This window comes from Planctobacterium sp. AWH2_060 (assembly GCF_056158425.1).
The window spans coordinates 2,404,378-2,429,388 of the sequence record NZ_JBSWTG010000001.1 but is presented as its reverse complement, the minus strand read 5'-3'; the positions used below and the strand labels follow the sequence as shown (position 1 = coordinate 2,429,388).

General features: G+C 43.8%; 26 protein-coding genes. All 26 read left to right on the top strand.

Going from position 1 to position 25,011, the window contains the following annotated elements:
• The first annotated feature begins 12 nt into the window (after nucleotides 1-12).
• The 26 genes from fliD to ACXAD8_RS10240 all read left to right on the top strand — a co-directional run bounded on the left by fliD (nucleotide 13) and on the right by ACXAD8_RS10240 (nucleotide 24,882).
• Nucleotides 13-1,488 carry a flagellar filament capping protein FliD gene (fliD, locus tag ACXAD8_RS10365; RefSeq protein ID WP_475228098.1) on the top strand — a complete coding sequence of 492 codons (1,476 nt, stop codon included), beginning with the start codon at nucleotides 13-15 and terminating at the stop codon, nucleotides 1,486-1,488.
• Nucleotides 1,489-1,504: 16 nt separating this feature from the next.
• Nucleotides 1,505-1,936 (top strand): flagellar export chaperone FliS, encoded by a 432-nt coding sequence (gene fliS, locus ACXAD8_RS10360; protein WP_229529503.1) that lies wholly within the window; start codon nucleotides 1,505-1,507, stop codon nucleotides 1,934-1,936.
• On the top strand, nucleotides 1,933-2,244 hold the full coding sequence (locus ACXAD8_RS10355) for a hypothetical protein (RefSeq protein ID WP_475228095.1): 312 nt from the start codon (nucleotides 1,933-1,935) through the stop codon (nucleotides 2,242-2,244). The genes fliS and ACXAD8_RS10355 overlap by 4 nt, the downstream gene beginning before the upstream one ends.
• A 52-nt stretch (nucleotides 2,245-2,296) precedes the next feature.
• Nucleotides 2,297-3,295, top strand: coding sequence for a UDP-N-acetylglucosamine 4,6-dehydratase (inverting) (pseB, locus tag ACXAD8_RS10350; RefSeq protein WP_475228093.1), 999 nt, complete (start codon nucleotides 2,297-2,299; stop codon nucleotides 3,293-3,295).
• Nucleotides 3,292-4,437 (top strand): UDP-4-amino-4,6-dideoxy-N-acetyl-beta-L-altrosamine transaminase, encoded by a 1,146-nt coding sequence (pseC, locus tag ACXAD8_RS10345; protein ID WP_475228091.1) that lies wholly within the window; start codon nucleotides 3,292-3,294, stop codon nucleotides 4,435-4,437. The genes pseB and pseC overlap by 4 nt, the downstream gene beginning before the upstream one ends.
• The gene (gene pseF, locus ACXAD8_RS10340) at nucleotides 4,434-5,126 is read left to right on the top strand and encodes a pseudaminic acid cytidylyltransferase (RefSeq protein ID WP_475228089.1); all 693 of its coding nucleotides are present in this window, start codon (nucleotides 4,434-4,436) and stop codon (nucleotides 5,124-5,126) included. The genes pseC and pseF overlap by 4 nt, the downstream gene beginning before the upstream one ends.
• Nucleotides 5,127-5,137: 11 nt before the next feature.
• Complete coding sequence (locus ACXAD8_RS10335; protein WP_475228086.1) at nucleotides 5,138-6,115, top strand: glycosyltransferase family 9 protein; 978 nt, start codon at nucleotides 5,138-5,140, stop codon at nucleotides 6,113-6,115.
• A gap of 2 nt (nucleotides 6,116-6,117) precedes the next feature.
• On the top strand, nucleotides 6,118-7,188 hold the full coding sequence (gene pseI, locus ACXAD8_RS10330; protein ID WP_475232931.1) for a pseudaminic acid synthase: 1,071 nt from the start codon (nucleotides 6,118-6,120) through the stop codon (nucleotides 7,186-7,188).
• The gene (gene pseG / locus ACXAD8_RS10325; RefSeq protein WP_475228085.1) at nucleotides 7,185-8,216 is read left to right on the top strand and encodes a UDP-2,4-diacetamido-2,4,6-trideoxy-beta-L-altropyranose hydrolase; all 1,032 of its coding nucleotides are present in this window, start codon (nucleotides 7,185-7,187) and stop codon (nucleotides 8,214-8,216) included. The genes pseI and pseG overlap by 4 nt, the downstream gene beginning before the upstream one ends.
• Entirely contained in the window at nucleotides 8,216-8,767 is a 552-nt protein-coding gene (locus ACXAD8_RS10320) for a GNAT family N-acetyltransferase (protein WP_475228084.1), read from the top strand. Before pseG ends, ACXAD8_RS10320 begins: the two co-directional genes overlap by 1 nt.
• Nucleotides 8,764-9,003 (top strand): acyl carrier protein, encoded by a 240-nt coding sequence (locus ACXAD8_RS10315; protein ID WP_475228081.1) that lies wholly within the window; start codon nucleotides 8,764-8,766, stop codon nucleotides 9,001-9,003. Before ACXAD8_RS10320 ends, ACXAD8_RS10315 begins: the two co-directional genes overlap by 4 nt.
• Nucleotides 9,004-9,013: 10 nt before the next feature.
• Complete coding sequence (locus tag ACXAD8_RS10310; protein WP_475228079.1) at nucleotides 9,014-9,763, top strand: SDR family NAD(P)-dependent oxidoreductase; 750 nt, start codon at nucleotides 9,014-9,016, stop codon at nucleotides 9,761-9,763.
• 21 nt (nucleotides 9,764-9,784) lie between these two features.
• Complete coding sequence (locus ACXAD8_RS10305; protein WP_475228077.1) at nucleotides 9,785-11,143, top strand: AMP-binding protein; 1,359 nt, start codon at nucleotides 9,785-9,787, stop codon at nucleotides 11,141-11,143.
• Entirely contained in the window at nucleotides 11,136-12,200 is a 1,065-nt protein-coding gene (locus ACXAD8_RS10300; protein ID WP_475228074.1) for a LuxE/PaaK family acyltransferase, read from the top strand. The genes ACXAD8_RS10305 and ACXAD8_RS10300 overlap by 8 nt, the downstream gene beginning before the upstream one ends.
• Entirely contained in the window at nucleotides 12,184-13,395 is a 1,212-nt protein-coding gene (locus ACXAD8_RS10295; RefSeq protein WP_475228072.1) for an acyl-CoA reductase, read from the top strand. The genes ACXAD8_RS10300 and ACXAD8_RS10295 overlap by 17 nt, the downstream gene beginning before the upstream one ends.
• Before the next feature lie 140 nt (nucleotides 13,396-13,535).
• Nucleotides 13,536-14,837: a phosphoenolpyruvate mutase gene (gene aepX / locus ACXAD8_RS10290; RefSeq protein WP_475228070.1), complete on the top strand. Its 1,302-nt coding sequence runs from the start codon at nucleotides 13,536-13,538 to the stop codon at nucleotides 14,835-14,837.
• Nucleotides 14,838-14,873: 36 nt separating this feature from the next.
• Nucleotides 14,874-15,989: a phosphonopyruvate decarboxylase gene (aepY, locus tag ACXAD8_RS10285; RefSeq protein WP_475228067.1), complete on the top strand. Its 1,116-nt coding sequence runs from the start codon at nucleotides 14,874-14,876 to the stop codon at nucleotides 15,987-15,989.
• A gap of 11 nt (nucleotides 15,990-16,000) precedes the next feature.
• The gene (locus tag ACXAD8_RS10280; RefSeq protein ID WP_475228065.1) at nucleotides 16,001-17,071 is read left to right on the top strand and encodes an iron-containing alcohol dehydrogenase; all 1,071 of its coding nucleotides are present in this window, start codon (nucleotides 16,001-16,003) and stop codon (nucleotides 17,069-17,071) included.
• Between the two features lie 56 nt (nucleotides 17,072-17,127).
• The gene (locus ACXAD8_RS10275; RefSeq protein ID WP_475228063.1) at nucleotides 17,128-18,045 is read left to right on the top strand and encodes a LicD family protein; all 918 of its coding nucleotides are present in this window, start codon (nucleotides 17,128-17,130) and stop codon (nucleotides 18,043-18,045) included.
• Between the two features lie 44 nt (nucleotides 18,046-18,089).
• Nucleotides 18,090-19,382, top strand: coding sequence for a hypothetical protein (locus tag ACXAD8_RS10270; RefSeq protein ID WP_475228061.1), 1,293 nt, complete (start codon nucleotides 18,090-18,092; stop codon nucleotides 19,380-19,382).
• Between the two features lie 12 nt (nucleotides 19,383-19,394).
• A complete protein-coding gene (locus tag ACXAD8_RS10265) occupies nucleotides 19,395-20,465 on the top strand; it encodes a TylF/MycF/NovP-related O-methyltransferase (RefSeq protein WP_475228058.1) in 1,071 nt (356 codons plus the stop codon).
• Nucleotides 20,466-20,511: 46 nt separating this feature from the next.
• Entirely contained in the window at nucleotides 20,512-21,450 is a 939-nt protein-coding gene (locus tag ACXAD8_RS10260; protein WP_475228055.1) for an NAD-dependent epimerase/dehydratase family protein, read from the top strand.
• Nucleotides 21,447-22,028, top strand: coding sequence for an SIS domain-containing protein (locus ACXAD8_RS10255; protein WP_475228053.1), 582 nt, complete (start codon nucleotides 21,447-21,449; stop codon nucleotides 22,026-22,028). The genes ACXAD8_RS10260 and ACXAD8_RS10255 overlap by 4 nt, the downstream gene beginning before the upstream one ends.
• Nucleotides 22,021-23,016 carry a GDP-mannose 4,6-dehydratase gene (locus ACXAD8_RS10250; RefSeq protein ID WP_475228051.1) on the top strand — a complete coding sequence of 332 codons (996 nt, stop codon included), beginning with the start codon at nucleotides 22,021-22,023 and terminating at the stop codon, nucleotides 23,014-23,016. The genes ACXAD8_RS10255 and ACXAD8_RS10250 overlap by 8 nt, the downstream gene beginning before the upstream one ends.
• A 14-nt stretch (nucleotides 23,017-23,030) precedes the next feature.
• Nucleotides 23,031-23,684 carry a class I SAM-dependent methyltransferase gene (locus tag ACXAD8_RS10245; RefSeq protein ID WP_475228049.1) on the top strand — a complete coding sequence of 218 codons (654 nt, stop codon included), beginning with the start codon at nucleotides 23,031-23,033 and terminating at the stop codon, nucleotides 23,682-23,684.
• A 70-nt stretch (nucleotides 23,685-23,754) separates the two neighbouring features.
• Nucleotides 23,755-24,882, top strand: a complete 1,128-nt coding sequence (locus tag ACXAD8_RS10240; RefSeq protein ID WP_475228046.1) for a glycosyltransferase family protein — start codon at nucleotides 23,755-23,757, stop codon at nucleotides 24,880-24,882.
• Nucleotides 24,883-25,011: the final 129 nt, after the last annotated feature.

Below are 25,011 nucleotides of genomic sequence, written 5' to 3'. Positions count from 1 at the left end.
TAGAGGTAAATCATGGGCATTCAGAGTTTAGGGGTTGGTTCAGGCTTAGCGCTTGATGATCTGGTTTCTCAGCTTATCGAAGCTGAGCGGGCTCCCAAAGAAGAGCGTTTAAACGAACGTGAAGAGACTCTGGATGCCACTATTTCTGCTATTGGTTCCTTAAAATCTAAAGTAGACGAGTTTCAGGATGCAGTCGAAGAGCTTAAGAACGACTATAACCTGAATGCGCGTGAACCTCAGATAGACCACCCGACAGAACCTGAAGAAGGCGAAACTGGGCCATTTACTGTTGAGGCTTCAACAAGTGCGCTTGAAGCTGATTATGAAATTGCGGTAAAGCAGTTAGCAAAGGGTACTACCTACACGTCAGCTGATTCGACATTTGCCGCCAAGACTGACACCATTGTCACATCGGATACTACAGTATCATTCGGATTCGCCACATCATCGGATTCTTTCTCGCTGACTTTAACCTCCAGCATGTCTTTGCAGGATTATGTTAACGCGATTAATAGCTCAGCAGACAATGTGCAAAGCGACGGAACCACACCTCTGGTAACCGCGATTTTATTAGATACCGGTAATGTTGGCCCTAAAGTTATCTATAAATCTCAAATTACTGGTGCTGGGGATGATTTGTCGATCGATGGTGGTGGCAACGCCGAAATGGAAAACCTGGCGACTACAAATATTGGCGCAGGTACATCTTCACTTACCCAAAATAATGCTTCACGCAATGCTATAGCCTATATAGATAACATTCAGGTAGAAAGCTCTACCAATGAATTTGAGAATGTGATTCCAAACGTCTCGTTTGAAGTGCATGAAGTCTCTGAGGCTGGGACCGATGTCGATGGGTTAGCATCCTCTAAACTGACGATTGGTAATGATAAAGACGGAGTTAAAACCAAAATCCAGGATTTTATTGATAGTTATAACTCACTTGTCGATGAAATTAAGCGTTTAACCCGTTACGGTGAATCAGAACTAGAGGACGATGGTGCGTTAGCCGGTGACTTTATGGTACGGGGATTGCAGAACGGTATCGCCAATGTTTTGACGACCAGCGTTTCTGGCAATAGTCTGGGCAGTATCTTTAACTTTGGATTATCTTTTGATGATGATGGAAAGTTAGAAATAAGCGCAGTAGATGAATTCGGCATTGGCAGTGGCGATGAGCGGTTGGATGATGCATTAGAAGACAACTTCGATGAAGTGGCTGACGTATTTACTAATAGCACCGATGGTGTAGCTAAAACGTTATACGACTTTCTCTACGAGTACACCACTTTTGGTGGCTTACTGCGTGACCGGGAAGATGAGCTTAAAGGCGAGAAAGATCTTTTAGCAGATGAACGTGAAGCGTTTGAATTGAGAATGTTATCATTTGAGCAAATCCAGCGTAATAAATACATAGCGCTGGATAAAACCGTTTCTTCATTAAATAATACCGGTAATGCGTTATTTGCTGCATTAGGCGGAATTTAAGCAGTAAGGGGGAAAAATGGGTTTAAAAGGCATTCAGGCTTATAAAAAAGGTAGCTTAAAACAAGATTTATCAACGGCTGATCCGCACAAAATCACTTTGATGTTGATGCAGGGTGCGTTAGAAAAAATCGCTATGGCCAAAGGCAGTATTGAGCGCAAAGAGTTTGAGTCCAAGGCATTACACTTATCTAAAGCGACGTCTATATTGGTTAATCTACGAGACACCATTGATTTGGAAGTGAAAAGTGAAGTAGGCGAGAATCTTTATGCGTTATATGATTATATGATCCGACGCTTAACTGACGCTAATATTCAGAATAGCTTGAAGATCATGGATGAAGTGATTAACCTCATGTTACCGATTAAAAATGCTTGGGCGGAGATTCCTGAATCTGCAAAACAGGAAGCTTATGAAGCTCAGCGTCAAAAACGTCAAGCTGCAGTTTGAACACAGACATACCCTATTTTTCCGACAAGGAGCCGGAAGCGATCCGGCAAAATTCTGATGCCATTAAATCAGTGTTAATGGCCGAAGATCTTGATGCAGAAAAACTACAAGAAGTGGTAGAGGCCAGAGAACAATTAATCGTCTGCTTTTTAAAAGAAAATTCAGTGACTGACAAAGCGTTATTGCAAGAACTCTTGCGAACTAACGATGAACTAACTACTCTTGTTAATAATCTTAAGGATGACCAGCAAGACGTTCTGGTGGGCTTTTTGCGAAATCGCAAGGCTGTGAAAAAATACAAAAAATAATTATAAAAATTGCCCATCATTAATCCATTTGGGTCAAATTTAAAGGTATCTTATGTTTGATGGTAAGAGCGTTTTAATTACCGGTGGTACAGGTTCTTTTGGTCACCGCTTTGTGTCCCATCTCTTGGAAAAATACAAGCCCCGAAAAATTATTGTTTACTCGCGTGATGAACTCAAACAGTTTGAAATGCAGCAAAAGTACGATGCCAAATGTATGCGCTATTTTATTGGTGATGTACGAGATAAAGAGCGTCTGAAAGCTGCCATGCGCGATGTAGACTATGTGGTTCACGCCGCCGCGCTAAAGCAGGTGCCAGCTGCAGAATACAATCCTAATGAATGCATCAAAACTAATATTCACGGTGCGCAAAATGTAATTGATGCTGCGATTGAGTCCAATGTTAATCGCGTTATTGCCCTCTCTACCGACAAAGCGGCGAATCCGGTTAATCTTTATGGGGCTACCAAGCTAGCTTCCGATAAGTTATTTGTCGCAGCTAACAACATCAGTGGCGCCAAAGGCCCGCGCTTTTCTGTAGTGCGCTATGGCAATGTGGTTGGTTCCAGGGGCTCAGTGGTTCCTTATTATGAAAAGTTGTTAAAGGAAGGGGTTTCGGAGCTGCCAATAACGCATGTTGAAATGACTCGCTTTTGGATAACCCTGGATGAGGGGATCGCTTTTGTCGATAAGAGCTTCAGACGTATGCGTGGCGGTGAAATATTTGTGCCGAAAATCCCTTCGGTAAAAATTACTGATTTAGCCTTTGCAATGAGCGGTAACCATCAGTTTGAGGTCATTGGTATTCGACCCGGAGAAAAATTACATGAAGTGATGGTGCCGGAAGAAGTGGCACATCATTCACTGGAGTTTCACGATCATTACGTTATTACACCGCCCATTATCTTTTTTGACAAAGACATTAACTATGCTGAAAACAAGCTAGGGGAAATAGGCGAGCCGGTTGATGAGAAATTTGAATATAACTCTGGTACTAACCCTCACTTTTTAAGCCATGAAGAAATAATCCGGCTCAACAAAGAAAACTCATGATCCAGTATGGAAAACATAACATCATAGAAGCCGATATCGAAGCTGTCTGTGATGTCTTGCGTAATCACCATTTAACACAAGGTGCTAAGGGGCTGGAGTTCGAAGAGGCACTCTGTAAATACACAGGAGCCAGTCATGCAGTGACGGTAAATAGTGGCACGTCAGCACTGCATATCGCCTGTCTTGCATTGGGTATCGGGAAGAGTGACCTTGTCTGGACAGTCCCCAATTCTTTTGTGGCTTCAGCCAACTGCGCTCTTTATTGCGGCGCAGATATTGATTTTGTGGATATTGATGCTGACAGTCGAAATATCGACACGCAAGCCCTACAAGACAAGTTACATGAGGCTAAACAACGAGGGCGGTTGCCAAAGGCAATAATAGTTGTGCATTTTGCCGGACTATCCTGTGAGATGAAGCAGATAAGCGAAATCCTCAAACCCTATAACGTTGCTATCATTGAAGATGCCTCTCATGCTTTGGGTGCAAGCTTCGAAAATGAGCCAGTGGGTAGTTGCAGGTATTCTGATTGTTGCATCTTCAGTTTTCATCCGGTGAAATCAATTACCACCGCTGAAGGTGGCGCTCTGATGACTAACAACGAACAGTTGGCTGCTATAGCGCGTTCTTTTGCGAAACACGGTATCACCCGTGATGTATCTTCTTTTACGCAGTTTACTGGTGAACCTTGGGAATACGAGCAACATAACTTGGGTTTTAACTACCGTCTTAGTGATATTCAGTCGGCATTAGGCATATCTCAGTTGCAAAGGTTGAATGAGTTTATTCAGCAGCGCGCCAGGCTGGCTGAACGCTATCAGCGGCTATTAGCTGATCTTCCTCTTAAATTACCTGCGTTATACCCGCATATCCAGTCTGCCTGGCATATCTATGTCGTGGAGTTGCTAGAGCACGATAAAAAACACGTATTTAACATGATGCGTGAAAAGGGGGTTGCACTTAATGTGCATTACATTCCCATTCACCTACAGCCTTATTATCGGCAATTAGGCTTTAATGCAGGTGACTTCCCGGTGGCCGAACACTATTACAAAATGGCATTAACCTTGCCTCTTTATCCGGACTTGTCAGAATCCCAACAGGATTTTGTTGTCGCATCATTAAAAGAGGTTTTAGTTTGAAGCTTGCAGTTATTCCGGCAAGGGGCGGAAGTAAACGGATCCCGGGCAAAAATATCAGGTTGTTTTCCGGGAAGCCGTTAATTAATTACTCCATAGAGGCCGCAATAGATAGCCAATTGTTTGACAAGGTTATCGTATCTACCGATAGTGAAGAAATTAAAGCGCTGTCTATTTCCTTGGGCGCAGATGTACCTTTTTTGAGGCCGGCTCACTTATCCAATGATATTGTTGGCACTCGCCCGGTCACCAATCACGCGATAGAATATTGCCGTGAGCACTTTTTTGAGCCTGAACATGTTTGTTGTATTTACGCAACTGCGCCATTTTTAGAGCAGTCTTATTTAAAAAAAGGATTGCAGGTTCTGGAAGCCAATAAGCAATTAGATTTTGCGTTTTCAGTGACCACATTTCCTTTCCCTGTGCAAAGAGCATTGCTGAAAGATGCGGACGGGGTAAAACCTATGATGCCAGAATTTATCAGCAAGCGTTCACAAGATTTGGAAGAGGTTTACCACGATGCAGGTCAGTTTTATTGGGGGACGGGAGAGGCATGGTTATCGGGTAAAGTGGTGTTTTCGGCAAACAGTTATCCCGTTGTATTACCTCGACATTTAGTTCAAGATATTGATACACAAGAAGATTGGATTAGAGCGGAACTGATGTATCGCGCTTATGTTCAGGATCGTTAAGGAGCTTACAAGTGGCTGATCCCGCTAAAATTCTTATTATCAGGATGCTCGGATTAGGTGATGTCACCTGCATCGGTATTCCTGCTATTCGTTATATCAAATCCCGCTATCCCGAAGCTGAGATTTCAGTGTTAACTTTTTCAGCCGGATCTGACGTCATACAACTGGCTGAGCCCGATGTTCAAATAATAAAAATGGAAAAAGCGGAATGGCCGGATAACATCATCCCCGCCATGGAACGCTTTTTGATGTTGGCTGAAAAGATAATCGGCACAGAGTATCAACAGATTATTAATCTGGATACCTGGTTTATGCCTTGTTTTTTAGCTCGCTTCCTGAAAGATGCCGGAGAAAACCTGAAAGGCAATTTCATGTCGATCTCGGTGGCGGATCTTATCGACCAATTGGATAAGCAAACGTTACAACATGACTATGTGCACGATCCGGGGAATTATATGAGCAGTACCTTTTTTGGTATGGCCCGCTGGCATACCCCCTGGTGGGAATTTGGCACTGTCCCCGATTTTGGCTATCCGGAATTTTATCTGAGACATTGTTGTGGTTTTGCGGATATTGAAATGAACATGGCAATTGAAGTTGATGCCAATCACACGCTAGACAAAATCAAGAAAAAGCAGATGGTTATCGCATTAGCTACCGATGCCAGAACCGCTGAGAGAAGTTACCCCTATGGGGAGGATTTGAAAAAATCACTGGAAAAGGCGGGGTTTCATGTCTGGACGGGCTTTGATGGCTCACAGTCAATGCGCAAGACCCTGTCCATGTTGAAAAGCAGTGACCTATTGATTACCGTGCCCTCGGCGCCGCAGTGGTTAGCGACTACAGTGAACTGCCCAAGTCTGGTGATCGTCGGTGAAGTAGACGCCAGAACACTGATGCCTGATTATGCTACAGAGCGGTCTGCAACCCCAATCCCTGCAAAAGAATTAACTGAGAGTGTGTTGTCACTTTTTGAAAAAGCAGATTAATGATGGCCAGACAATTTAAACCACAGTTTCAAATTGGTCATTTTAGTATCGGCGCTGGAAAACCACTGATTATTGCCGAGTTAAGCGGCAACCACAGTCAAAGCTTCGAAACTGCGCTAGCAATGATCGATGCCGCACACGAGGCAGGTGTCGACGCTATCAAATTGCAAACCTATACCGCTGACTCCATGACACTGGATAGTGAGCATAGCGATTTTGTGATTGGCGAAAAAGACAGCTTATGGGCGGGAGAGAAACTGCACACCCTATATCAAAAAGCCGCAACACCTTATGAATGGCATAAACCCTTGTTTGAACATGCTCAGGCAAAAGGTTTATTGGCGTTTAGTTCCCCGTTTGATGAGGAGGCTGTGCACATTTTAGATGATCTTGCTGTGCCCTGCTTTAAAATCGCTTCTTTTGAATTAACCGATATTCCACTGATTGCCTGCGCTGCCAGTAAGAAGAAGCCGTTAATTATGTCTACTGGCATGGCTTCCCTGGAGGAAATAGAGGAAGCAGTCGATACTGCTTACACTCACGGGTGTACCGAGCTGGTATTGTTAAAATGCACCAGCACCTATCCGGCAACGCCGGAAAACACTAACCTGGTGACAATGCCCGATATTCAGAAGCGATTTGGCTGTTCGGTCGGGTTGTCTGATCACACACGTGGTATCGGAGTGGCAATAGCCAGCGTTGCATTGGGCGCAAGCGTAATTGAAAAACACTTTGTTTTGGATCGCAACGCTGGTGGTGTCGATGCTGAATTTTCGTTGGAGCCAGCGGAATTTAAACTGCTGGCCGAAGAGACTCAACGGGCCTGGCAAGCACAAGGTGCAGTGACCTATGGAGGTACACTTGCTGAGCAAAAATCAAAGCGTTACCGACGGTCTATCTATGTGAGCGAGAACATCAAAAAAGGTGAGCTGTTCACCCGGCAAAATTTAAAAATTGTCAGACCTGCTATGGGGCTAGCACCCAAATATTTTGATGAAATATTGGGTAAAAAAGCAGGATGTGACTTGCAAAAAGGCCAGGCAATGGACTGGGCTATGGTGGCAAAACAGTGAAAGCCTGGTTTTTAACAGAGGCTTCAGAAACCGCGGGTATGGGGCACTTGATGCGCTGTATGGCGCTGGCTCAAGCCCTATCAGAGCAATATGTTGAATGTGTTTTTGTGGTACCTGCTGACACGGTTCCCTTTTGTATGAAACGTCATGATTGGAATTACCTTATTCAGGAAGTTCCGCAGGATTTGCCTGAAGTGGAATACATTCGCTGGTTACAAAAGCACCTAACTACAACAAATGATGATTTGTTGATTTTGGACAGTTACCAATTCTCGGCTGGTTTTATTAATCAGATATCTGAATTGCAAGGCAGCACAATACTGTTTGATGATTGTAATGATCGCGGTGCACTTAATGTCAGTTTGATAATCAATAGTGCCGGTGGTGCTAAAACATTGGGCTACGAGCAAACTGCGCCTAAAGCTAAGCTTTGTTTGGGGGATAAATTCCGTTTGCTGAGACAGGAATTTTTAACTGAACAGCCTTTACCCTTGGCAAGCAGAAGGTCATTGACTCTGGTGATGGGCGGTACCGATGTAAAAGGGCTGTCATTGTTGTTCTTAAAAGCGCTGGATGAGCGACGAGTGGATATACCCATTCGCCTGGTGTCTAGCAGCGACAATACACAACTTGCAGAAATAAAGGACTATGTTCAGAAAGCGCAGATAAGCATTCAGTTACTGATTGATTGTCAGGACTTAGCGTCTGTTTTTTCCAATAGCTTGCTGACCGTCTCCGCGGCCGGATCTACCCAATTTGAATTGTTAGCCATGCAATGTCCGTCACTGTTGTTGATAGTGGCTGATAATCAAGTCAATGCCGCTAAGGCGTCTGAGCAGCAGGGTTGGTGTCACAGCCTGGATTTCAGACAGGATATGGCAATTTCAGAGGTTGTTGAATTGGCAGTTGATTTATGGTCAAAGCCTGAGTTTTTACAAACTATGTATCAACAGGCTGAGAAATACCGTGACATGCAAGGTGCGGCACGACTACTGGATCAATTGGCCGAACTACATGAGGTTAATTGATGCTTAACGAACTCTCTGGCTATGGCGTGAATATGCGGCCGGTTGAAATGCATCATCTGGAACTACTGCGGCAATGGCGTAATTCTGATTTCGTTCGCGAGCAAATGGTATCCAGCGATATTATCGATGCGCAACAACAATTAAACTGGTTTCAAAACATCAACCAACGACAAGATCAACAACACTTTATTATTCAGTTTCGCAATGATTACATTGGCGCGGCAAACTTAAAAACACCTGATGGCAAACCCGTTTCAGAGACTGACATTCTGGAGCCGGGCATTTATATAGGTGACGAACGTTATCATTCCAATATTCTGGCTTTTGCTCCGTCTTTATTGTTGCTGGACTACTGTTTTGAGCATTTAAAGGTGGGGCAGGTTTTTGCAAAAGTAAAAAACCAAAATACAGCCGCGCTCACATATAATCGTAAACTTGGGTATATCGAGGTCGATAAGGATAATGAATACACGCATATTGCCTTAGAACGAGAGCGCTATACCCAAACTACCTCAACACTAAAAAACATTTTTTCGAGACCGCGTAAATGAACAATCAGGAAAAGCTTTATCAGGCATTTGCTTCGGCGTTAAACATTGAACTTCAGCAAGTTTCACCTGAATTGACTTACAACACCATTGCTGAGTGGGATTCAACGGCACATATGATATTGATCGCAGAAATCGAAGGGGTATTCGATGTGATGCTAGATACCGACGATATTATTGATATGAGCTCTGTGGCAAAAGCGCAGGAAATATTGACCCGATACGAAATTCAGTTTTAGTTTTAAGCCCATGTCTTTATTGCAAGATAAAATAATTTTGGTTACTGGCGCATCCCGCGGCATTGGCGCGGCTACGGTAAGGTGTTGTCTTGAATCCGGTGCGACAGTTCTGGCCAATTGCCGGACTGCAGCTGGATTTCAGCAGTTACGTGACGAACTGTTAGATTGTGAACTCGACAGACTACATTTGTTGCAATATGACGTGGTTGATAGTGATGCGGTTAAACAACACTTCAGGCATGTTCAGTCGGAATTTGGCAAACTGGACGGCCTGGTAAACAATGCTGGTATTATGATTGAGCAGTCGATAGCCATGACCGTTAAGAAAGATATAAATAGCCTATTCGGTATCAATGTTTCGGCAGTGTATGAACATATCCAGCTGGCAGCACGTCTGATGACCCGAAATCGGCAAGGGAGTATTGTTAATGTTGGCTCAATCGTTGCTGCACAGGGCGCCAAAGGTCAATCTGCCTATGCTATGAGTAAGGCCAGCTTATCAGCCCTGACCAAATCAGCCGCCAAAGAGCTTGGGGCGTTGGGCATTAGGATAAATACCGTTTCCCCTGGATTTGTAGAAACTGATTTGACGGCGCACTATCCCCCAGAAAAGAAAGAACAACTGTTGGTGAATATTCCGCTAAAGCGGTTTGCCAGGGCCAGCGACATAGCAAAAAGTATCCGCTTCTTATTATCCCAAGAGGCGAGCTATATTACCGGTCAAGACCTTGGAGTCGATGGTGCGATGACGCTTTCTTAGCGCATTGCAACCGGAGTCCTTATGTATTGGCAGTTTCCCACCGAATATCATGATCGCAATGCATTCGTCTTTGAGCAGACTTGTTATACCTACTCTCAGCTCCAGCAGTTGATTGAAGAAAGGCTGAGTAAACTGCCTGCGCAAGGGGAGCTCGTCTTTCTATTGTGCAGCAATACCCTGAATACCATGGTTAACTATCTGGCTTGCCTGCAGAAAAAAGTGCCGGTTATGTTGCTGCAACAGGATATTGATAAACCTCGGTTGGAACAGCTAATAAACAAGTATAAGCCTTATATGATAATTCAAGGGGCTGAATATCACTCGACCGGTTTTCCTCAAGAAGAAATTGATTCGCGGGCAGCTATATTATTGTCCACATCGGGCAGCACTGGTGCGGCAAAACAGGTAGTGTTGAGTTACGATAATTTGCAGGCCAATGCTGATGCTATATCCCAGTATTTACCGATACAGGTTTCGGATATCACAATAACTACCTTACCTTGTCATTATTCCTATGGCTTATCGGTAATCAATACCCACCTGTTAAAGGGGGCTTGTTGTGTGCTTAATGATGATTCCGTTGTGAGTGCAAATTTCTGGAAACTGTTTAAAGAACACAAGATTTCCAGTTTGGCGGGAGTACCCTATACCTATGAAATGTTGGCAAAATTGCGCTTTCATCAAAAAGCATACCCACAGCTAAAATACTTAACTCAGGCTGGTGGACGCTTGAAGCAAGAAATACTTGGCCTGTTCGCTGATTGGGCAACAAAGCATGGTAAACCATTTTATGTGATGTATGGCCAAACCGAAGCAACGGCCAGAATGGCCTGGTTGGCTCCTGAATTGCTTACTCAAAAAATGGGGGCAATTGGGCGAGCCATTCCAGGTGGAGCATTTAGTTTGATAAACGATAGCGGTGCGCCCGTTGTTGAAGGAGAAGGGGAACTGGTGTACGAAGGGCCTAATGTTATGTTGGGGTATGCCAGTGGACGAGCAGAGTTAACCTCGTTTGCAGCGCAACAAAAACTTAAGACCGGTGACCTGGCGTACAAAGATGCCGATGGCGACTATTTTATTACGGGGCGAATAAAACGCTTTGTAAAAGTGTTTGGCTTGCGTATCAGTCTGGATGAAGTGGAAAAAGTTCTGGAAGCGAACGGTGTATCTGCCAAGGTGACCGGCAAAGATGATTTGCTGTATGTAGCCTTTATTTCTGATGAAGCAGGCGAAATCAGGAATACTTTGAGTAAAGCATTGAAACTTCATGTCAGTACAATCAAAGTCATGAAGCTGGATAGTTTCCCGGTAAACGCTAATCAGAAAACAGATTATCCAGCACTGAAACAGCTATTTGAAGAGAGTCAGGGGAATGTCTGAGTTATTTCCTGAAGACTGGTTTGAAATGAATCCCTTTGCCATAAAGCAGGCAGATAAAGAGACAAAAATGCTGCATACATTAACCAGTCTGCATCATCATCACCTACAACATTGTGAAGCTTATAGCAACCTGTTCTCAGGTGCTTCAACGGATAGTCTTGAAGGTTTCCCTTATTTGGCAGTCAGGTTGTTTAAATATCTGACGTTACAAAGTATTCCCCAAGAGCAGGTGTTTAAAACCCTGTATTCATCTGGAACGACAGGTCAGACCCCAGCAAAAGTCATATTAGATCAGGAAACCAGTCGGCGTCAGTCAAAAGTGTTGGTTAAAGTGCTCCAGGATTTTATCGGCAAAAAGCGAATGCCAATGCTGATAATTGACCATCCCGGTGTGCTTAAAAGTAAGGATAGTTACTCTGCCCGGGGAGCCGGTATTCAGGGGCTTTCCATGTTTGGTCGTCAGCCGGTTTATGCTTTAAATGAAGATATGTCCTTGAACATTGAGGTGGTACAAGCTTTTGCGGAAAAGCATAAAAACCAACCGGTATTACTGTTTGGCTTTACCTTTATGGTGTGGCAGTATTTTTTACAGTCACTGCGGAATAGTGACATTGCGCTCAATCTAAATAGCGGCATATTGCTGCATAGTGGCGGTTGGAAAAAACTGGAAGCACAGAAAGTCAGCAATGAGGAATTTAAGCGCGCCTGCAGCGAAATACTCAATATCGAAAAAGTGTATAATTTCTATGGCATGGCCGAACAAGTAGGTTCAATTTTTGTTGAATGTGAAGCTGGACATCTGCATGCTCCCGTTTATGCAGATGTGATAGTGCGGGATCCGCAAACACTCGAGGTTATAGATAATAATGATCCTGGGCTATTGCAAGTGTTGTCTATTGTTCCTGGTAGTTATCCTGGAAATTCATTACTAACAGAAGATCTTGGCTCAGTATTGGGAGTTGATGATTGCCCTTGTGGTCGAAAAGGAAAATATTTTGAGGTGCTGGGGAGATTACCCAAAACTGAAGTGCGAGGTTGCAGTGACACCGCAAAATAAGCTCCCCCAGATTATCAATGATGGAACTGTGCAGCTCGCGGAAAAAGTGATTCAGTTGCCCTGCTTGCCTGCTTTTTCAGCCGAAACTACCGCGTTCCTAAACGCACTTTCTGGTGCGCTACTGACACAAACCGCCTGTAAGAGTTATCCCGAACTAACATCGCTTGGATTCTGGCTTCGTGCCAGCAACATCAAGCGACTGCAACAACAGTACTTTTCTCTGGTGACTGAATCCAGCAATTTGTTTATTAAGCCGTTGGGCAGTGTTTTACATATTGCCCCTGGAAATGTTGACACCATGTTCGTGTACAGTTGGGTTTGTAGTCTGCTAGTGGGTAACAACAACATAGTGCGCACTCCATCGCGTTCAACAGAAGCGGTGCAGCAACTTTTGACCGTAATAAGTGAGCTTGTGAGTCAACCAGAGTTTGAGAGGATTGCACAACGAAACATTATTGCCCATTGGTCGCAAGAAAGTCAGGTATCGGCCATTTTATCGCAACAGGTTCGGGCGCGCATGATATGGGGTGGAGATGATACCGTTGCAAAGATTCGTAAACTGCCGACGCTACCGGACTGCAAAGACATTGCGTTTACGGATAAATTCTCGGTATCGGTTTTGCAATTGAGAGATAAGCCACAGCATGAAATAGAGGCACTGGCGGAGCTGCTTTGGCGAGATATGAACACCTTTCAGCAAGCGGCCTGTTCGTCACCTAAGGTACTGGTTTTTTGTAATAGTCCCGAGGGACTTAAGCAGCAGTTATATGCTGAGTTAGCATCGCGAGCCAAAACACTGCTCAGAGAACCATCAACGAGTAATAATCATTTGGTGACCAGGCAACTCCTTTTAGCTCATCATCGCGATAATCAAATGATAGAAGCAGGTCCCCTTTCTATCGTTAAGCTTCACAAGCTGGATGAAAATTATATTGGCTGGCATCCGGCGCAAAACTTTTTGTATGAATATGAAGTTGATGATTTAACTGAACTATTTGACCGGCTACCGACTCATTGTCAAACTGTGAGTCATTTCGGGTTTCACCCTGATGATCTTCAGGCTTGCGTCGCACAGTACCTAGGGCCGACAGTCGATCGTCTGGTGCCAGTGGGCCAGGCGCTTAATTTTTCAGAGTATTGGGACGGTTACGATGTGCTCAAACAACTTTCCAGGCTGATTGAACTGCAGGTTTAATCGTGAAGTTTTCCATGTTCAGGCTAATTATGTACTAATAATTGCACGTTGATCGTCGATATCAACAATGGTTTATTCGTTGGTAGTGTTTTTTGCAGGTCCGTATTGTTAGGGACTATTTTTTCAGGATTGAGATTTATATGACTAAAAAAGTATACGTTGGTATGAGTGCTGATCTCGTGCATCCAGGACATTTAAATGTTATTGCAAAAGCTGCCAGCCTGGGGGAAGTTACAATTGGCCTATTAACAGATGCAGCGATCGCGAGTTATAAACGATTGCCATTTATGACATTTGAGCAGCGCAAAATCGTGATTGAAAATATTAAAGGCGTAGACAATGTTGTGGCACAAGAAACACTGGATTACGTTCCCAATCTAGAGCAAATAAAACCAGATTATGTGGTGCATGGTGATGACTGGCAAGAAGGTGTACAGAAAAAGACTCGGCAAAAAGTGATTGATTGTCTTGCGCAATGGGGAGGTGAACTGGTGGAAGTGCCATACACTAAAGGGGTTTCCTCTACCCAATTTCACAGCGCCATGAAAGAAATTGGGGTGACCCCCGAGATAAGACTCAAGTCTTTGCGCAGACTATTAGCGGCCAAACCCTTGTTGCGCTTTCTGGATATTCACAACGCCTTATCGGGGCTCATAATTGAAAACACCAAAGTCGTAAGAGACGATATACCCGTTGAGTTTGATGGTATGTGGGGCAGTAGTCTTACAGACTCTACCGCGAAAGGTAAGCCTGACATTGAAGCTGTCGATGTGTCTTCGCGCATGTCTACTCTAAATGAAGTGATTGAAGTGACAACTAAGCCCATCATTTACGATGGTGATACTGGCGGTAAACCAGAACACTTCAAATTCACTGTGAAAACGCTTGAACGTCTTGGCGTATCGGCAGTAATTATTGAAGATAAAACTGGGCTTAAAAAAAATTCGTTGTTTGGTACAGAGGTACCACAAACTCAAGACTCTATTGAAAGCTTCTGCTCAAAAATTAAAGTAGGTAAAGCGGCACAAGCTACGAATGATTTCATGGTTATTGCCAGAATCGAAAGCCTGATCTTAAAGCAAGGCATCGATGACGCAATAACGAGAGCCAAGGCTTACCTTGAAGCAGGCGCTGATGGCATTATGATTCACAGTCGGGAAAAGTCTCCTGATGAAATTTTCGAGTTTTGCAGGCGATACAATACTCTGCCAGAGCGCAAAGTCTTGGTGGCGGTACCATCAAGTTACAATCAGGTGTATGAACATGAGTTACAGGCACAAGGCGTGAATATCGTGATTTACGCCAATCAGCTGATCCGCAGTGCTTATCCTGCGATGCTCAACACCGCTAAATCTATTTTACAGCACCAGCGCTCTGCCGAAGTAGATGACACTATGATGCCAATAAAAGAAATTTTAGAATTAATTCCGGGCGGCAAGTAATGCTTTTTTGGTTTTAAGCTTAGGTGAGATGTTAGCGTGATAGTACCAGCAAATTTTTGTCAGCTTCTGAAATCCCACGGGATATCCTTTTATGCCGGTGTGCCTGATTCCCTGTTAAAAAATCTGTGTGCCTACATTGATGAGGCACTTGATGCCCATCAACATGTTATTACAGCAAACGAAGGTAATGCTGTCGCCATGGCAATGGGACATTTTCTGGCAACGGGTAATCCTGCAGTTGCATACATGCAAAATTCGGGATTGGGTAACGCTGTTAATCCATTGGTTTCAATGGCCTGTGAAGAAATTTGTGGCATCCCGATGCTATTAGTAATCGGCTGGCGCGGAGAACCGGGCGTTGCAGATGAGCCGCAGCATGAAAAACAGGGGCAGATCACTCCCGCAATGCTCGAATTGATGGGAATTCCTTATGTCATTTTAGAGCCGCAAAGTGATTTCAGTAGTGTCTGCTCTGAGGTAATACTGGAAATGAAGCAGCATTCGAAACCGGTTGCTATTCTGGTACGCAAAGGTACCTTCGCTGCGTCAACAAAAAAACATCGTGCAGAAAGTCAAATGATGTCCAGAGAGGCAGCGCTTGAGATAATTAACGCTCAATTAGGGGCTGAAGACCTGGTGATCGCCACAACGGGTAAAACGGCCAGAGAATTGTATGAGCTTCAAGTAAGTGCGAAAGGTGAATGTTCAGCCTTTTTAACGGTCGGTGCTATGGGCCATGCATCCAGCATAGCTACGAGTGTTGCGATTGCCCGTCCAGACAAACGGGTTGTTTGTCTGGACGGAGATGGCGCTATGATTATGCACATGGGGGCTCTTCCCATGATTGGAGCACTTAAACCGAAAAATCTGATTCATGTCTTACTGAATAATCAAGCCCATGAATCTGTAGGTGGTCAACCTACCAGTATGGGTAACATCAACGTTCAATCATTAGTGCATGCAATTGGCTATGCAGAATATATCAGTATAGAATCCGAATCAGAATTATTGTCTTTTTGGCAGGAGGCGCATTTTGAGCAAGGTCCCTGCCTAGTGGAAATTAAGATTAAGATCGGTGCCAGAACAGATCTTGGTAGACCTAAACCAAGTCCTTATGAAAATTCCAGGGCATTCAGAAAGCATGCAAAATAATAATAAAACCAATGATGCAGTCAGCCAACTCACTAATCCAGACCGTTAAAGAAAGCTGCGATATTATCGCTACTCTGCCCGAGGTTTTGATGCCTGGCGCGACGTTGTTGGTAACCAGTCAGGGATTTACCAAGCGTGGTGTTTCTGCGCAAATCGCTAAGGCTGTGGCTGGGCCAGTGTACATTCTGGATAAGGTCACCACTCACCCTCAACTGGATTTTATCGATCTTTACCTTGGACAATTTAAAGGGCAGAGCATTGCGAATGTGATTGGCCTTGGAGGCGGAAGTGTTATTGATGTCGCTAAGGTGCTCGCGGGAATGCTGGGTAGTTCTACTACGAGTCTTGCTGAAGTGGTCAAGAATAAGCATGCATTAATGGCCTTTTGCGGTCAAAGTATCGCTATCCCTACTACGGCGGGCACCGGTGCAGAGGTTACCGCTTTTGCTACGCTTTGGGACAAAAAAAGTGCACAGAAATATTCAATTACTTGTGCCAAACCCGATGTGGTTATTTTCGAACCTGGTTTGTGTATCAGTTTGCCGCGTCAAATAACCTTGTACTCTGCACTCGATGCCATTTCTCATGCCGTAGAATCTCTTTGGAATATTAACCGTACAGGTGAAAGTGAAGCGTTGGCCCTAAAAGCACTCCACAATCTGCTTTCAGGGCTGCCCACAGTACTCCAAAATCCGGAGGATAGAAATGCCAGGAAACAGTTGCAATGGGGGGCATGGTACGCAGGTTCAGCAATCAATATCACCAAGACCGCAGTCGCTCATGCCATATCCTATCCATTGACTTTGCACTGTGATATACCCCATGGCTTGGCTTGCAGTTTCACTTTGCGAGCAATCCTGGAGGATTTCGGGGCAGCGCAATTAAAGATCCCCAAGGATATTGCCGATAAATTAATTAAACTTTTGGGATCCTTATCTCTTGAAAAGGAGATGCAACAGTTTAATGGGTGGCGAGATATTTTTGAAGGTAATAAATTTTATCTTGATCCCTCCAGAAGTGAAAATTTCCTTTTCCCTATAGATACTCAGTGGGTCAAGAAAATAGTGTTGACAAGTCCATGATACACAAGGGCTTTTATTGAGTTTAAAAGAACTGGAAATGGCATTGAGGTTATCGATTGAAACAAAGTGATGAAGGTAAATCGACACTTGGCGTGTTCATTTTCGGTGCCGGGTTGTCTGGAATGTCAGCTTGGAAAAATCTGAAAACGACGTATCAGGTTTTGGGATTTATTGACAATAATTGCGCCAAACAAGGACAGACTTTTTGTGGGCTTCCAGTTTATAGCCCAGAAAAGTTATGCGGTCTCACTTTTGAGCGTATTTTTATTGCCAGCGAATATATCGAAAGTATCAAATCACAGTTGTTGGATAAGCTCAATATTCCTTCGGTTAAAGTAAAAACCTTGCCTAGCTACATGACCAAACCTATGCAATTTGGCCTGCAAACAGGTTCCGCTGTTGCGGGCGAGCAGGTATTGCGCTGGCTTTGCCAAACGTTCAATGACGCTGGAATTCATTATTTTCTAGACGCCGGTACACTTTTGGGGATTGTCAGGGACAAGGCACTTATTCCCTGGGACGATGACCTGGATATTGGTATTCCACTAAACGAGTTACAGCGGGTCGATTCATTGCTGAACAAACGTCTGGGTGAACTTGACAGTCTCACCGGGGCCGTTTGGTGCATCTCAGCGGTTTGTAGCGAACATCATTTTGGCGCAATAAAGACGGGTGATGTACGTAGTCTTAAGTTGAGTGCACAGCAAAATGCCCAAGCGAGTGATGTGACACTACCCATGGTGGACTTATTTGTGAAGTATCCAAATGGACAAAGCGTCGACTATGCGCTGGCTTCAAGAGGGATCAGCATGCCAATAGAACACTTTACGGAAACAGAAATGATACAGTTTGCCGGGATAAAAATGAAAATACCGGCAAAGCCTGAGCTGTATCTGGAGCGGTACTATGGCGACTGGAAAACGCCAAAAAAGGAATGGGATGTAGGCATGATAAATAGCGCAAGATCTTTTTAGTAAATAAATGTTGGGTGAACTACTGGTGAAAAAGTGGTGTTGTTTTGACTAAAAAAGTTGTTTTATATGGAAATGGCGCATCTGCGCGAGGTTTCTTGACGTCTGACTTTTCTGAATATCAAGTGATAGCGTTTGCTACTGAGAAGCCGCAAACTAACCAGTTTGAAGGCTTGGACAACATCGCTACCGAAGACATTGCCCGCATTGAGTTCGATATTGTCATTGTGGCATCGTGGGCCATTCATGAAATTACCGAGCGTCTCAATCGGGTCGGCATCAGTAAAGAAAAGATACTTTGGTTTCAGCATCATAAACATCGCCTTTTATCTTGGGGTCACCCCGACTTTTTTCAGTTTCATGAGGAAGTTGCTCGAGAGCAGATTTTATATGCGGTCTACGATATGAATGTAGCGAGAGCCACATACGACATTATAGGGTTTTTATGTCTGGCTGAATGCACCCGTTTGGAGCGAGGGTTGTCTGCTATTCATGTAATTATTGTGAATGCCAGTAATAATGAATTCAATAGAGCAAGGTGGGGGCTACAAAACAAAAATGAACACGAGTGGCGCATTCAGCACATTCTTGTGCCATGTTGCTCATTATTGCCTTCTTGCAAGGGCGTGAGTAAAACCGCTACGCGCAATGAAGTTAACAAGATTATCAATGGTACGAAGAATGTCTTCCCGTTCAATTACAACGAGACTCAACCGGTCATAGAATATGAGTTTAACTTACTCTTTAAACGAGTCACCAGAGGCCAGGAGATTGCTCACCTGAGGGCAACTCAGGAAGCCCTGAATATAGTCAGCAAGAGTCTTTCCAGGCTTAATCCGGAGAACAAGAAACTAATTACGGTTTCCTTGAGAGAGTCAACCAGTAAACCGCTAAGAAATAGTAAAAAAGACCAGTGGTTGGCTTTCCTTGACTGGTTGGACAAAGAGAAATATCTACCCATTGTTATCCCAGACACGGAAAATGCGTTCCTCTCACTTGAAGATGGATTTCGGGATTATGTATGTTTCGATGTCGCGGCCTTTAATGTTGAGTTCCGCATGGCTCTCTACGAACTGAGTTATTTGAATCTGGGCGTTAACAATGGACCCATTCATTTGTGCGCCTTGTCAAAAAATTGTGACTACATCATGTACAAACAGATTGTCGAACATTACCCTCACTCCTCTAGCAAATCGTTTATTGATAGAGGGTTCACCATCGGGGGGGGGTTTCCGGGAGCTGGAAAAAGGCAGAAATTTGTTTGGGAAGATGATGACTTTCAGGTGCTTAAGCATCATTTTTGCGAACTTGTCAGTAATGATGAAGAAGCTGATTTATAAGGAATCGAACTAGTGCAAAGTACATGTATTGAAAAAGCTGATTGGATAATATGGGGCACCGGTGATCTATGTGATCGTTTTTGGCGAGAGCTGCCTTTTCGTAGCCGAATTGCTTGTTTTGTGGATTCAAATAAATCTGGTGAGAAGTTTCAGCTACCATTGATTGCACCGTCTGAGCTTAAGTCCCGGAGTTTTCAACGCCTTTACATTTGTTCTTCTTGGTTTAACGAAATAATTGCAGACTGCTTTATGCAAGGAGTGCCCAAAGAGAAAATTTACGTTGTTTTGTCTCGCTCGCTTGATGTAGTCCCTCTAGTGGATTTTGATGAATTAACTTCGGGGAATTTTTATTATCTGCCGTGGAAGCAGCAACTTCAGGAGATCAACTTATCCCTAAGTGGAGATATTATTCATCCGGATGTATACAAGGATCTTGTCAAAAGTATTAGCTATTGTTTTATTTCTTCGGTGGAAGGCGACTTTGCGGAATTTGGCACTTGTTCGGGATATACCGCTTCATTGATTTCATATGTTATGCATTTCTACTCTCAACGATTACTTAAGCATGAGCAGGCCCATAACATTTCAACACGCAAACTCTGTTTGTTTGATAGTTTTGAAGGCTTTCCAGAAGCTACAATGCCTGAGGACCTGAATTCACCCCACGTGGCATCTGGAATGTGGGGAGCAGGCACTGCAAAAGGACTGAATGCGCAAGAATTGCGTTCTCTGGTAACTCAATATCTACCCGAAGATAGAGTTTCCATCTTCGAGGGCTGGTACAAAGACACGCTACCCACCATTGATGTGCAACAATCCTTTGCGTTCGTACATATGGATTGTGATTTGTATGAATCCACAATTGATGTACTGAGACATTTATTCACCAACAGACAGTTATCTGAAGGAGCGATGTTGTTATTTGACAACTGGTATTGCAATCGGGCAAGTGACAAGTTTGCAGAGCGTAAAGCATGGAAAACATTATGTGAAGAGTTTGAGGTAGATTATACGGATCTCGGCATGTATGCCTGTGTCGGGAATAGGATGATAATTCACGGCTATAAAAATAAAGCCATCTGAATGCAAGTTTGTGTTCTAAAAACAGAATTCTAACAAGAGACAGAAAATGAAAATATTGGTAACAGGCGCTTGTGGCTATAAAGGCACTGTTTTAGTTCCTAAATTACTAAAAGCTGGTCATCAGGTGATCGCGCTGGACACGCAATGGTTTGGTAATTTTTTGCCGGAGCATCCCAAATTAAGTGTTTTGGAGCGAGATGTAAGGGAGACTCAAAAAATAGACTTGAACGGAATTGAAGCCATAGTACACCTGGCATCAATTGCTAACGACCCTTGCGGCGACCTCAATCCCAAGCTTACGTGGGAAGTAAGTGCTTTAGCCACTATGCAATTGGCTGACAGGGCAAAACGGGCGGGCATCAGGCACTTTATCTATGCTTCCTCAGGCAGTGTGTATGGTGTTAAGGACGAAGATCAGGTTACCGAAGACCTTACCCTTGAGCCAATTTCCGAGTACAACAAAACCAAAATGGTGTCTGAGCGTGTGCTTCTTAGCTACGCTGATGACATGACAGTACAGGTTGTACGACCGGCGACAGTCTGTGGACTGTCCGACAGGATGCGCTTGGATGTTTCGGTGAATATGCTGGCCGTTCAGGCGCTGGAAAACAAAAAAATTACGGTGTTTGGCGGGCAGCAAACCCGGCCCAATATCCATATTGATGATATTACCGACCTGTATGTGTTCTTGCTGGATAATCCGCAAATAACAGGTGTTTACAATGCCGGATTTGAAAACATCTCTATCATGGATATTGCCAGGCATGTTACTGAGTACGTAGACGCTGAGATTATAGTTACACCTTCAAATGATCCGCGTTCTTATCGCATTAATTCAGACAAGCTTCTGGCTACCGGGTTTAAACCGAAAAAGAGCGTAAAAATCGCGATTGAAGAAATTATCGCTGCGTGGAAGGCAGGTAAACTTATTAATCAACCCCGCTTTCATAATTTGAAATGGATGCAGGAAAATAAACTCGCATGAAGTTGCACATAAATCGATACGTTGAAAATCTGACCAATACCCTTAACGCATTTGACTGGACTCCTGTCGAGGCGGCAGCGGAACTATTACTGGAAGCAATAAGTAATGGAAGGCACGTATTTTTATGCGGCAATGGCGGTAGTGCGGGTAATGCTACCCATCTGGCGAATGATTTTTTATATGGTATCGCACCTGACGGAAAGGCGATGAAAGTAGAAGCCCTGCCTGCCAATAGCTCGGTTATCACTTGCCTCGGCAATGACATCGGTTACGACAATATCTTTTCTCATCAATTGAAGGTTAAAGCGGGAACCGGTGATGTGCTTATTGTTTTGTCTGGGAGTGGTAATTCACCTAATATTCTTAATGCCCTGACCGAAGCAAAGCAATCTGATATGAAGTCTGTGGCGATATTGGGGTATTCCGGTGGTAAGGCAAAATGCATGGCAGATCTTGTCATCCATTTTGCGGTTGACGATATGCAAATTTCGGAAGATACCCAACTCATCGTTGGACATATGCTCATGCAGTACTTGAATGAAAAACTGCAAGCCAAAGAGGTTCCTCAACATGACTAGCACGACGGCTTGTGTTATCGGTAGCAACTCTTTTTCAGGGGCCAGCTTTTGCAAGCATCTGTTGGATCGCGGTTATCAGGTTATTGCCCTTAGCCGTTCGGTTGAGCCGGTGCCTGCCTTGTTACCCTATAAGTGGTCAGACAATGCATCGAAGCTGCGCTTTTACCAGATGGATATGAACCACGATTTGGCAGATATTGAAACACTGCTGGATCAAACTCGGTGCGGAATAATCTACAATTTTGCTGCGCAAAGCATGGTTGGACAGAGTTGGGAGTATCCCGAACATTGGTTTCAGACCAACGCAGTGGCCGCCATAAAACTGCACAATATGCTGCGCCACAAAGACTATCTGGACAGATATATTCACATCACCACGCCAGAGGTTTACGGTAATTGTGAAGGGTTTGTCAGGGAAGATCAGGTCTTTAATCCCAGTACGCCCTATGCAGTATCAAGAGCTACGGCAGACATGAGCCTTAAAACCTTTTTCGAGGTTCATAAATTCCCGGTTATCTCCACGAGGGCAGCCAACGTCTACGGAGAGGGACAGCAGCTATATCGGATCATTCCCAAAACAATTATGTCGATTCTATCGGGACAGATACTTCCATTGCATGGCGGTGGACATTCGGTACGTTCGTTTATTCATATTGACGACGTTTCTGAGGCTACTTTGTTGATTGCTGAAAAAGGTAAATTGGGAGACTGTTACCATATTTCGACAAATGACATGATAAGCATTCGCGATTTGGTGATGAACATTTGTAATTCACTGGGTGTTTCATTTGAAGATGTATGTGAAATTACCAATGATCGTCCCGGTAAAGATGCAGCTTACCGTCTGGATTCAACCAAGATCCGCACCGAACTGGGCTGGCAGGACACAATTTCATTACAGGAAGGTGTTCGACGCACCGTAGCTTGGGCACAAGCCAATGCATTGGAACTAAAAAAACAACCTTTTGATTATATCCATAAGCCCTGAGGGAGTATTAATAAATGGAAATTGATTTACTGCGTAATTATCCAAAGAGTAATCGTGACACCAAAGGACGCAGTGAAATTATGTCCGATGAAGTTAAAGCCATTGCGCGGCAGTATGGCAAAGACTTTTTTGATGGTGACAGGCTTTATGGTTACGGTGGGTTTCATTATCACCCCAGATTTTGGCAACCTGTGATGCCTGATTTTATTTCTCATTTTGGCTTGACGGAGCATTCTTCATTTCTTGATATTGGATGTGCTAAAGGCTTCACTTTATTTGATTTGCGCGAGGCCTTGCCCGGCATCAACGTTAAAGGACTGGACATATCGGAATACGCCATTGAGAACGCTAAAGAAGAAGTAAAACCCTTTCTTACAGTCGGCTGTGCAACAGAATTGCCATACGAGGATAATAGTTTTGATGCGGTGATAAGCATTAATACCGTTCACAATCTGGAAAAAGAGGAATGTGCAAAAGCGTTGCAGGAAATCATGCGAGTGTCTAAAGGAAAAGCCTTTATCACTGTAGATGCCTATCGCGATGACGAAGAAAAAGAGCGCATGATGCAATGGGCGCTAACCGCTAAAACTATTTTGCATGTTGATGAGTGGAAAGCATTTTTCAGTGATGTTGGCTATCAGGGTGACTATTACTGGTTTATTCCATAGGTAATCACTTATGCATCATTATCATTTGGTTAGAATATGTACGGCCGGCACCTTAACCATAAGGAACAGATTGGCAAAAGAGGTTGCGCAACTTAGCGGCTATCAGGAGATCCATGATAAAATTGCTAAAGGTAGATATAACTACACCGACAGTTTTTGCCATGAATTGCGGCTTCGTGGTCATCAGGCAGAAGACCTGTTGTTCGATGTTGAACAGCTACAGTTAGCCTGGGCCAAAGAAAATAATCTGGGGATTACGCCAGGCGAACAGTGGCAAAAAAAAATTGTGCTGGCCCAACTGAAGCATTTGAACCCAGATATTGTTTATTTCCAAGGGGCGTTGAGAATAACGCCAAAAGATGTCGAGGAGTTTAGGGATAACCTGCCGAATCTGAAACTGATAATGATGCACTGCGGATTTCCTCATGGAGAAGATGTACTCACCAGAGATACGGTTGTTTTCGCCGGAACTCCTTCTATCAGAGAGATGTTTGCTAAGTTGGGGGTTGAAAATCATCTGCTATACCATAGCTTTGATGAGCGTTTGTTAGCAGAAACTAAGCAAAGAGAACCACTACATTCGCTTTCGTTCATTGGTTCATCAGGTTATGGCTTTCAGCAAGGACATAAAACCAGATATTGGGAGCTTTTGAAGTTAACTTATAATACACCCATTAAGCTGTGGTTAGATGAGAAAATTGATTCACAACAATTTCCACAAAGCCCCTTTATAGATCGACCTCTGAAGGAAAACTTCTACCATGCTGCTGACGACTTGTCTGTATACCCTAATCCCTTTTGCCCTTTAAGCTTTCTCATTAATAAAGACCGTTTAAATTTGCCTGTTTACGGTATTGAATTTTTTCAGACGATGCGAGATTCATTAGTGAGCTTTCATCGCCATACTGATGCTGTTACCAACGAAGTTGGGGCAATGCGCTTGTTTCAGGCAACAGGAATGGGAAGTTGTCTTATGACCGACAATGGAGCCAATCTTGCTGATTTATATGAGCCTGACAAAGAAGTGGTTGTATATGAATCGACCGCAGAGTGTATTGAAAAAGCAAATTATTTAATCAACCATCCGGAAACGGCGAAGCAAATCGCAGAAGCTGGCCAGCAAAAGACGTTGACCACGCATTGCCAGAAACATCGCACTGAGTATGTGGAGCACATCATTCAAAGTAAGTTAAGTTGATACTCGTGGGTCGGCTACTCCAGGTTGAGAGCATCTTGAATTTTTAAAAACTTAGATAACAAGTGCTTATTTCAATAGCTTCACAGCCGATAATAAAATTAAATGCTGTTGTCTCTGACAAGTTGTAGG

Bases quoted from the DNA above. Each gene is read 5' to 3' on its own strand.
- fliD (WP_475228098.1), top strand. From the start codon at position 13: ATGGGCATTCAGAGTTTAGGGGTTGGTTCAGGCTTAGCGCTTGATGAT.
- fliS (WP_229529503.1), top strand. From the start codon at position 1,505: ATGGGTTTAAAAGGCATTCAGGCTTATAAAAAAGGTAGCTTAAAACAA.
- pseB (WP_475228093.1), top strand. From the start codon at position 2,297: ATGTTTGATGGTAAGAGCGTTTTAATTACCGGTGGTACAGGTTCTTTT.
- pseC (WP_475228091.1), top strand. From the start codon at position 3,292: ATGATCCAGTATGGAAAACATAACATCATAGAAGCCGATATCGAAGCT.
- pseI (WP_475232931.1), top strand. From the start codon at position 6,118: ATGGCCAGACAATTTAAACCACAGTTTCAAATTGGTCATTTTAGTATC.
- ACXAD8_RS10320 (WP_475228084.1), top strand. From the start codon at position 8,216: ATGCTTAACGAACTCTCTGGCTATGGCGTGAATATGCGGCCGGTTGAA.
- ACXAD8_RS10315 (WP_475228081.1), top strand. From the start codon at position 8,764: ATGAACAATCAGGAAAAGCTTTATCAGGCATTTGCTTCGGCGTTAAAC.
- ACXAD8_RS10310 (WP_475228079.1), top strand. From the start codon at position 9,014: ATGTCTTTATTGCAAGATAAAATAATTTTGGTTACTGGCGCATCCCGC.
- ACXAD8_RS10305 (WP_475228077.1), top strand. From the start codon at position 9,785: ATGTATTGGCAGTTTCCCACCGAATATCATGATCGCAATGCATTCGTC.
- ACXAD8_RS10300 (WP_475228074.1), top strand. From the start codon at position 11,136: ATGTCTGAGTTATTTCCTGAAGACTGGTTTGAAATGAATCCCTTTGCC.
- aepX (WP_475228070.1), top strand. From the start codon at position 13,536: ATGACTAAAAAAGTATACGTTGGTATGAGTGCTGATCTCGTGCATCCA.
- ACXAD8_RS10280 (WP_475228065.1), top strand. From the start codon at position 16,001: ATGATGCAGTCAGCCAACTCACTAATCCAGACCGTTAAAGAAAGCTGC.
- ACXAD8_RS10260 (WP_475228055.1), top strand. From the start codon at position 20,512: ATGAAAATATTGGTAACAGGCGCTTGTGGCTATAAAGGCACTGTTTTA.
- ACXAD8_RS10255 (WP_475228053.1), top strand. From the start codon at position 21,447: ATGAAGTTGCACATAAATCGATACGTTGAAAATCTGACCAATACCCTT.
- ACXAD8_RS10250 (WP_475228051.1), top strand. From the start codon at position 22,021: ATGACTAGCACGACGGCTTGTGTTATCGGTAGCAACTCTTTTTCAGGG.
- ACXAD8_RS10245 (WP_475228049.1), top strand. From the start codon at position 23,031: ATGGAAATTGATTTACTGCGTAATTATCCAAAGAGTAATCGTGACACC.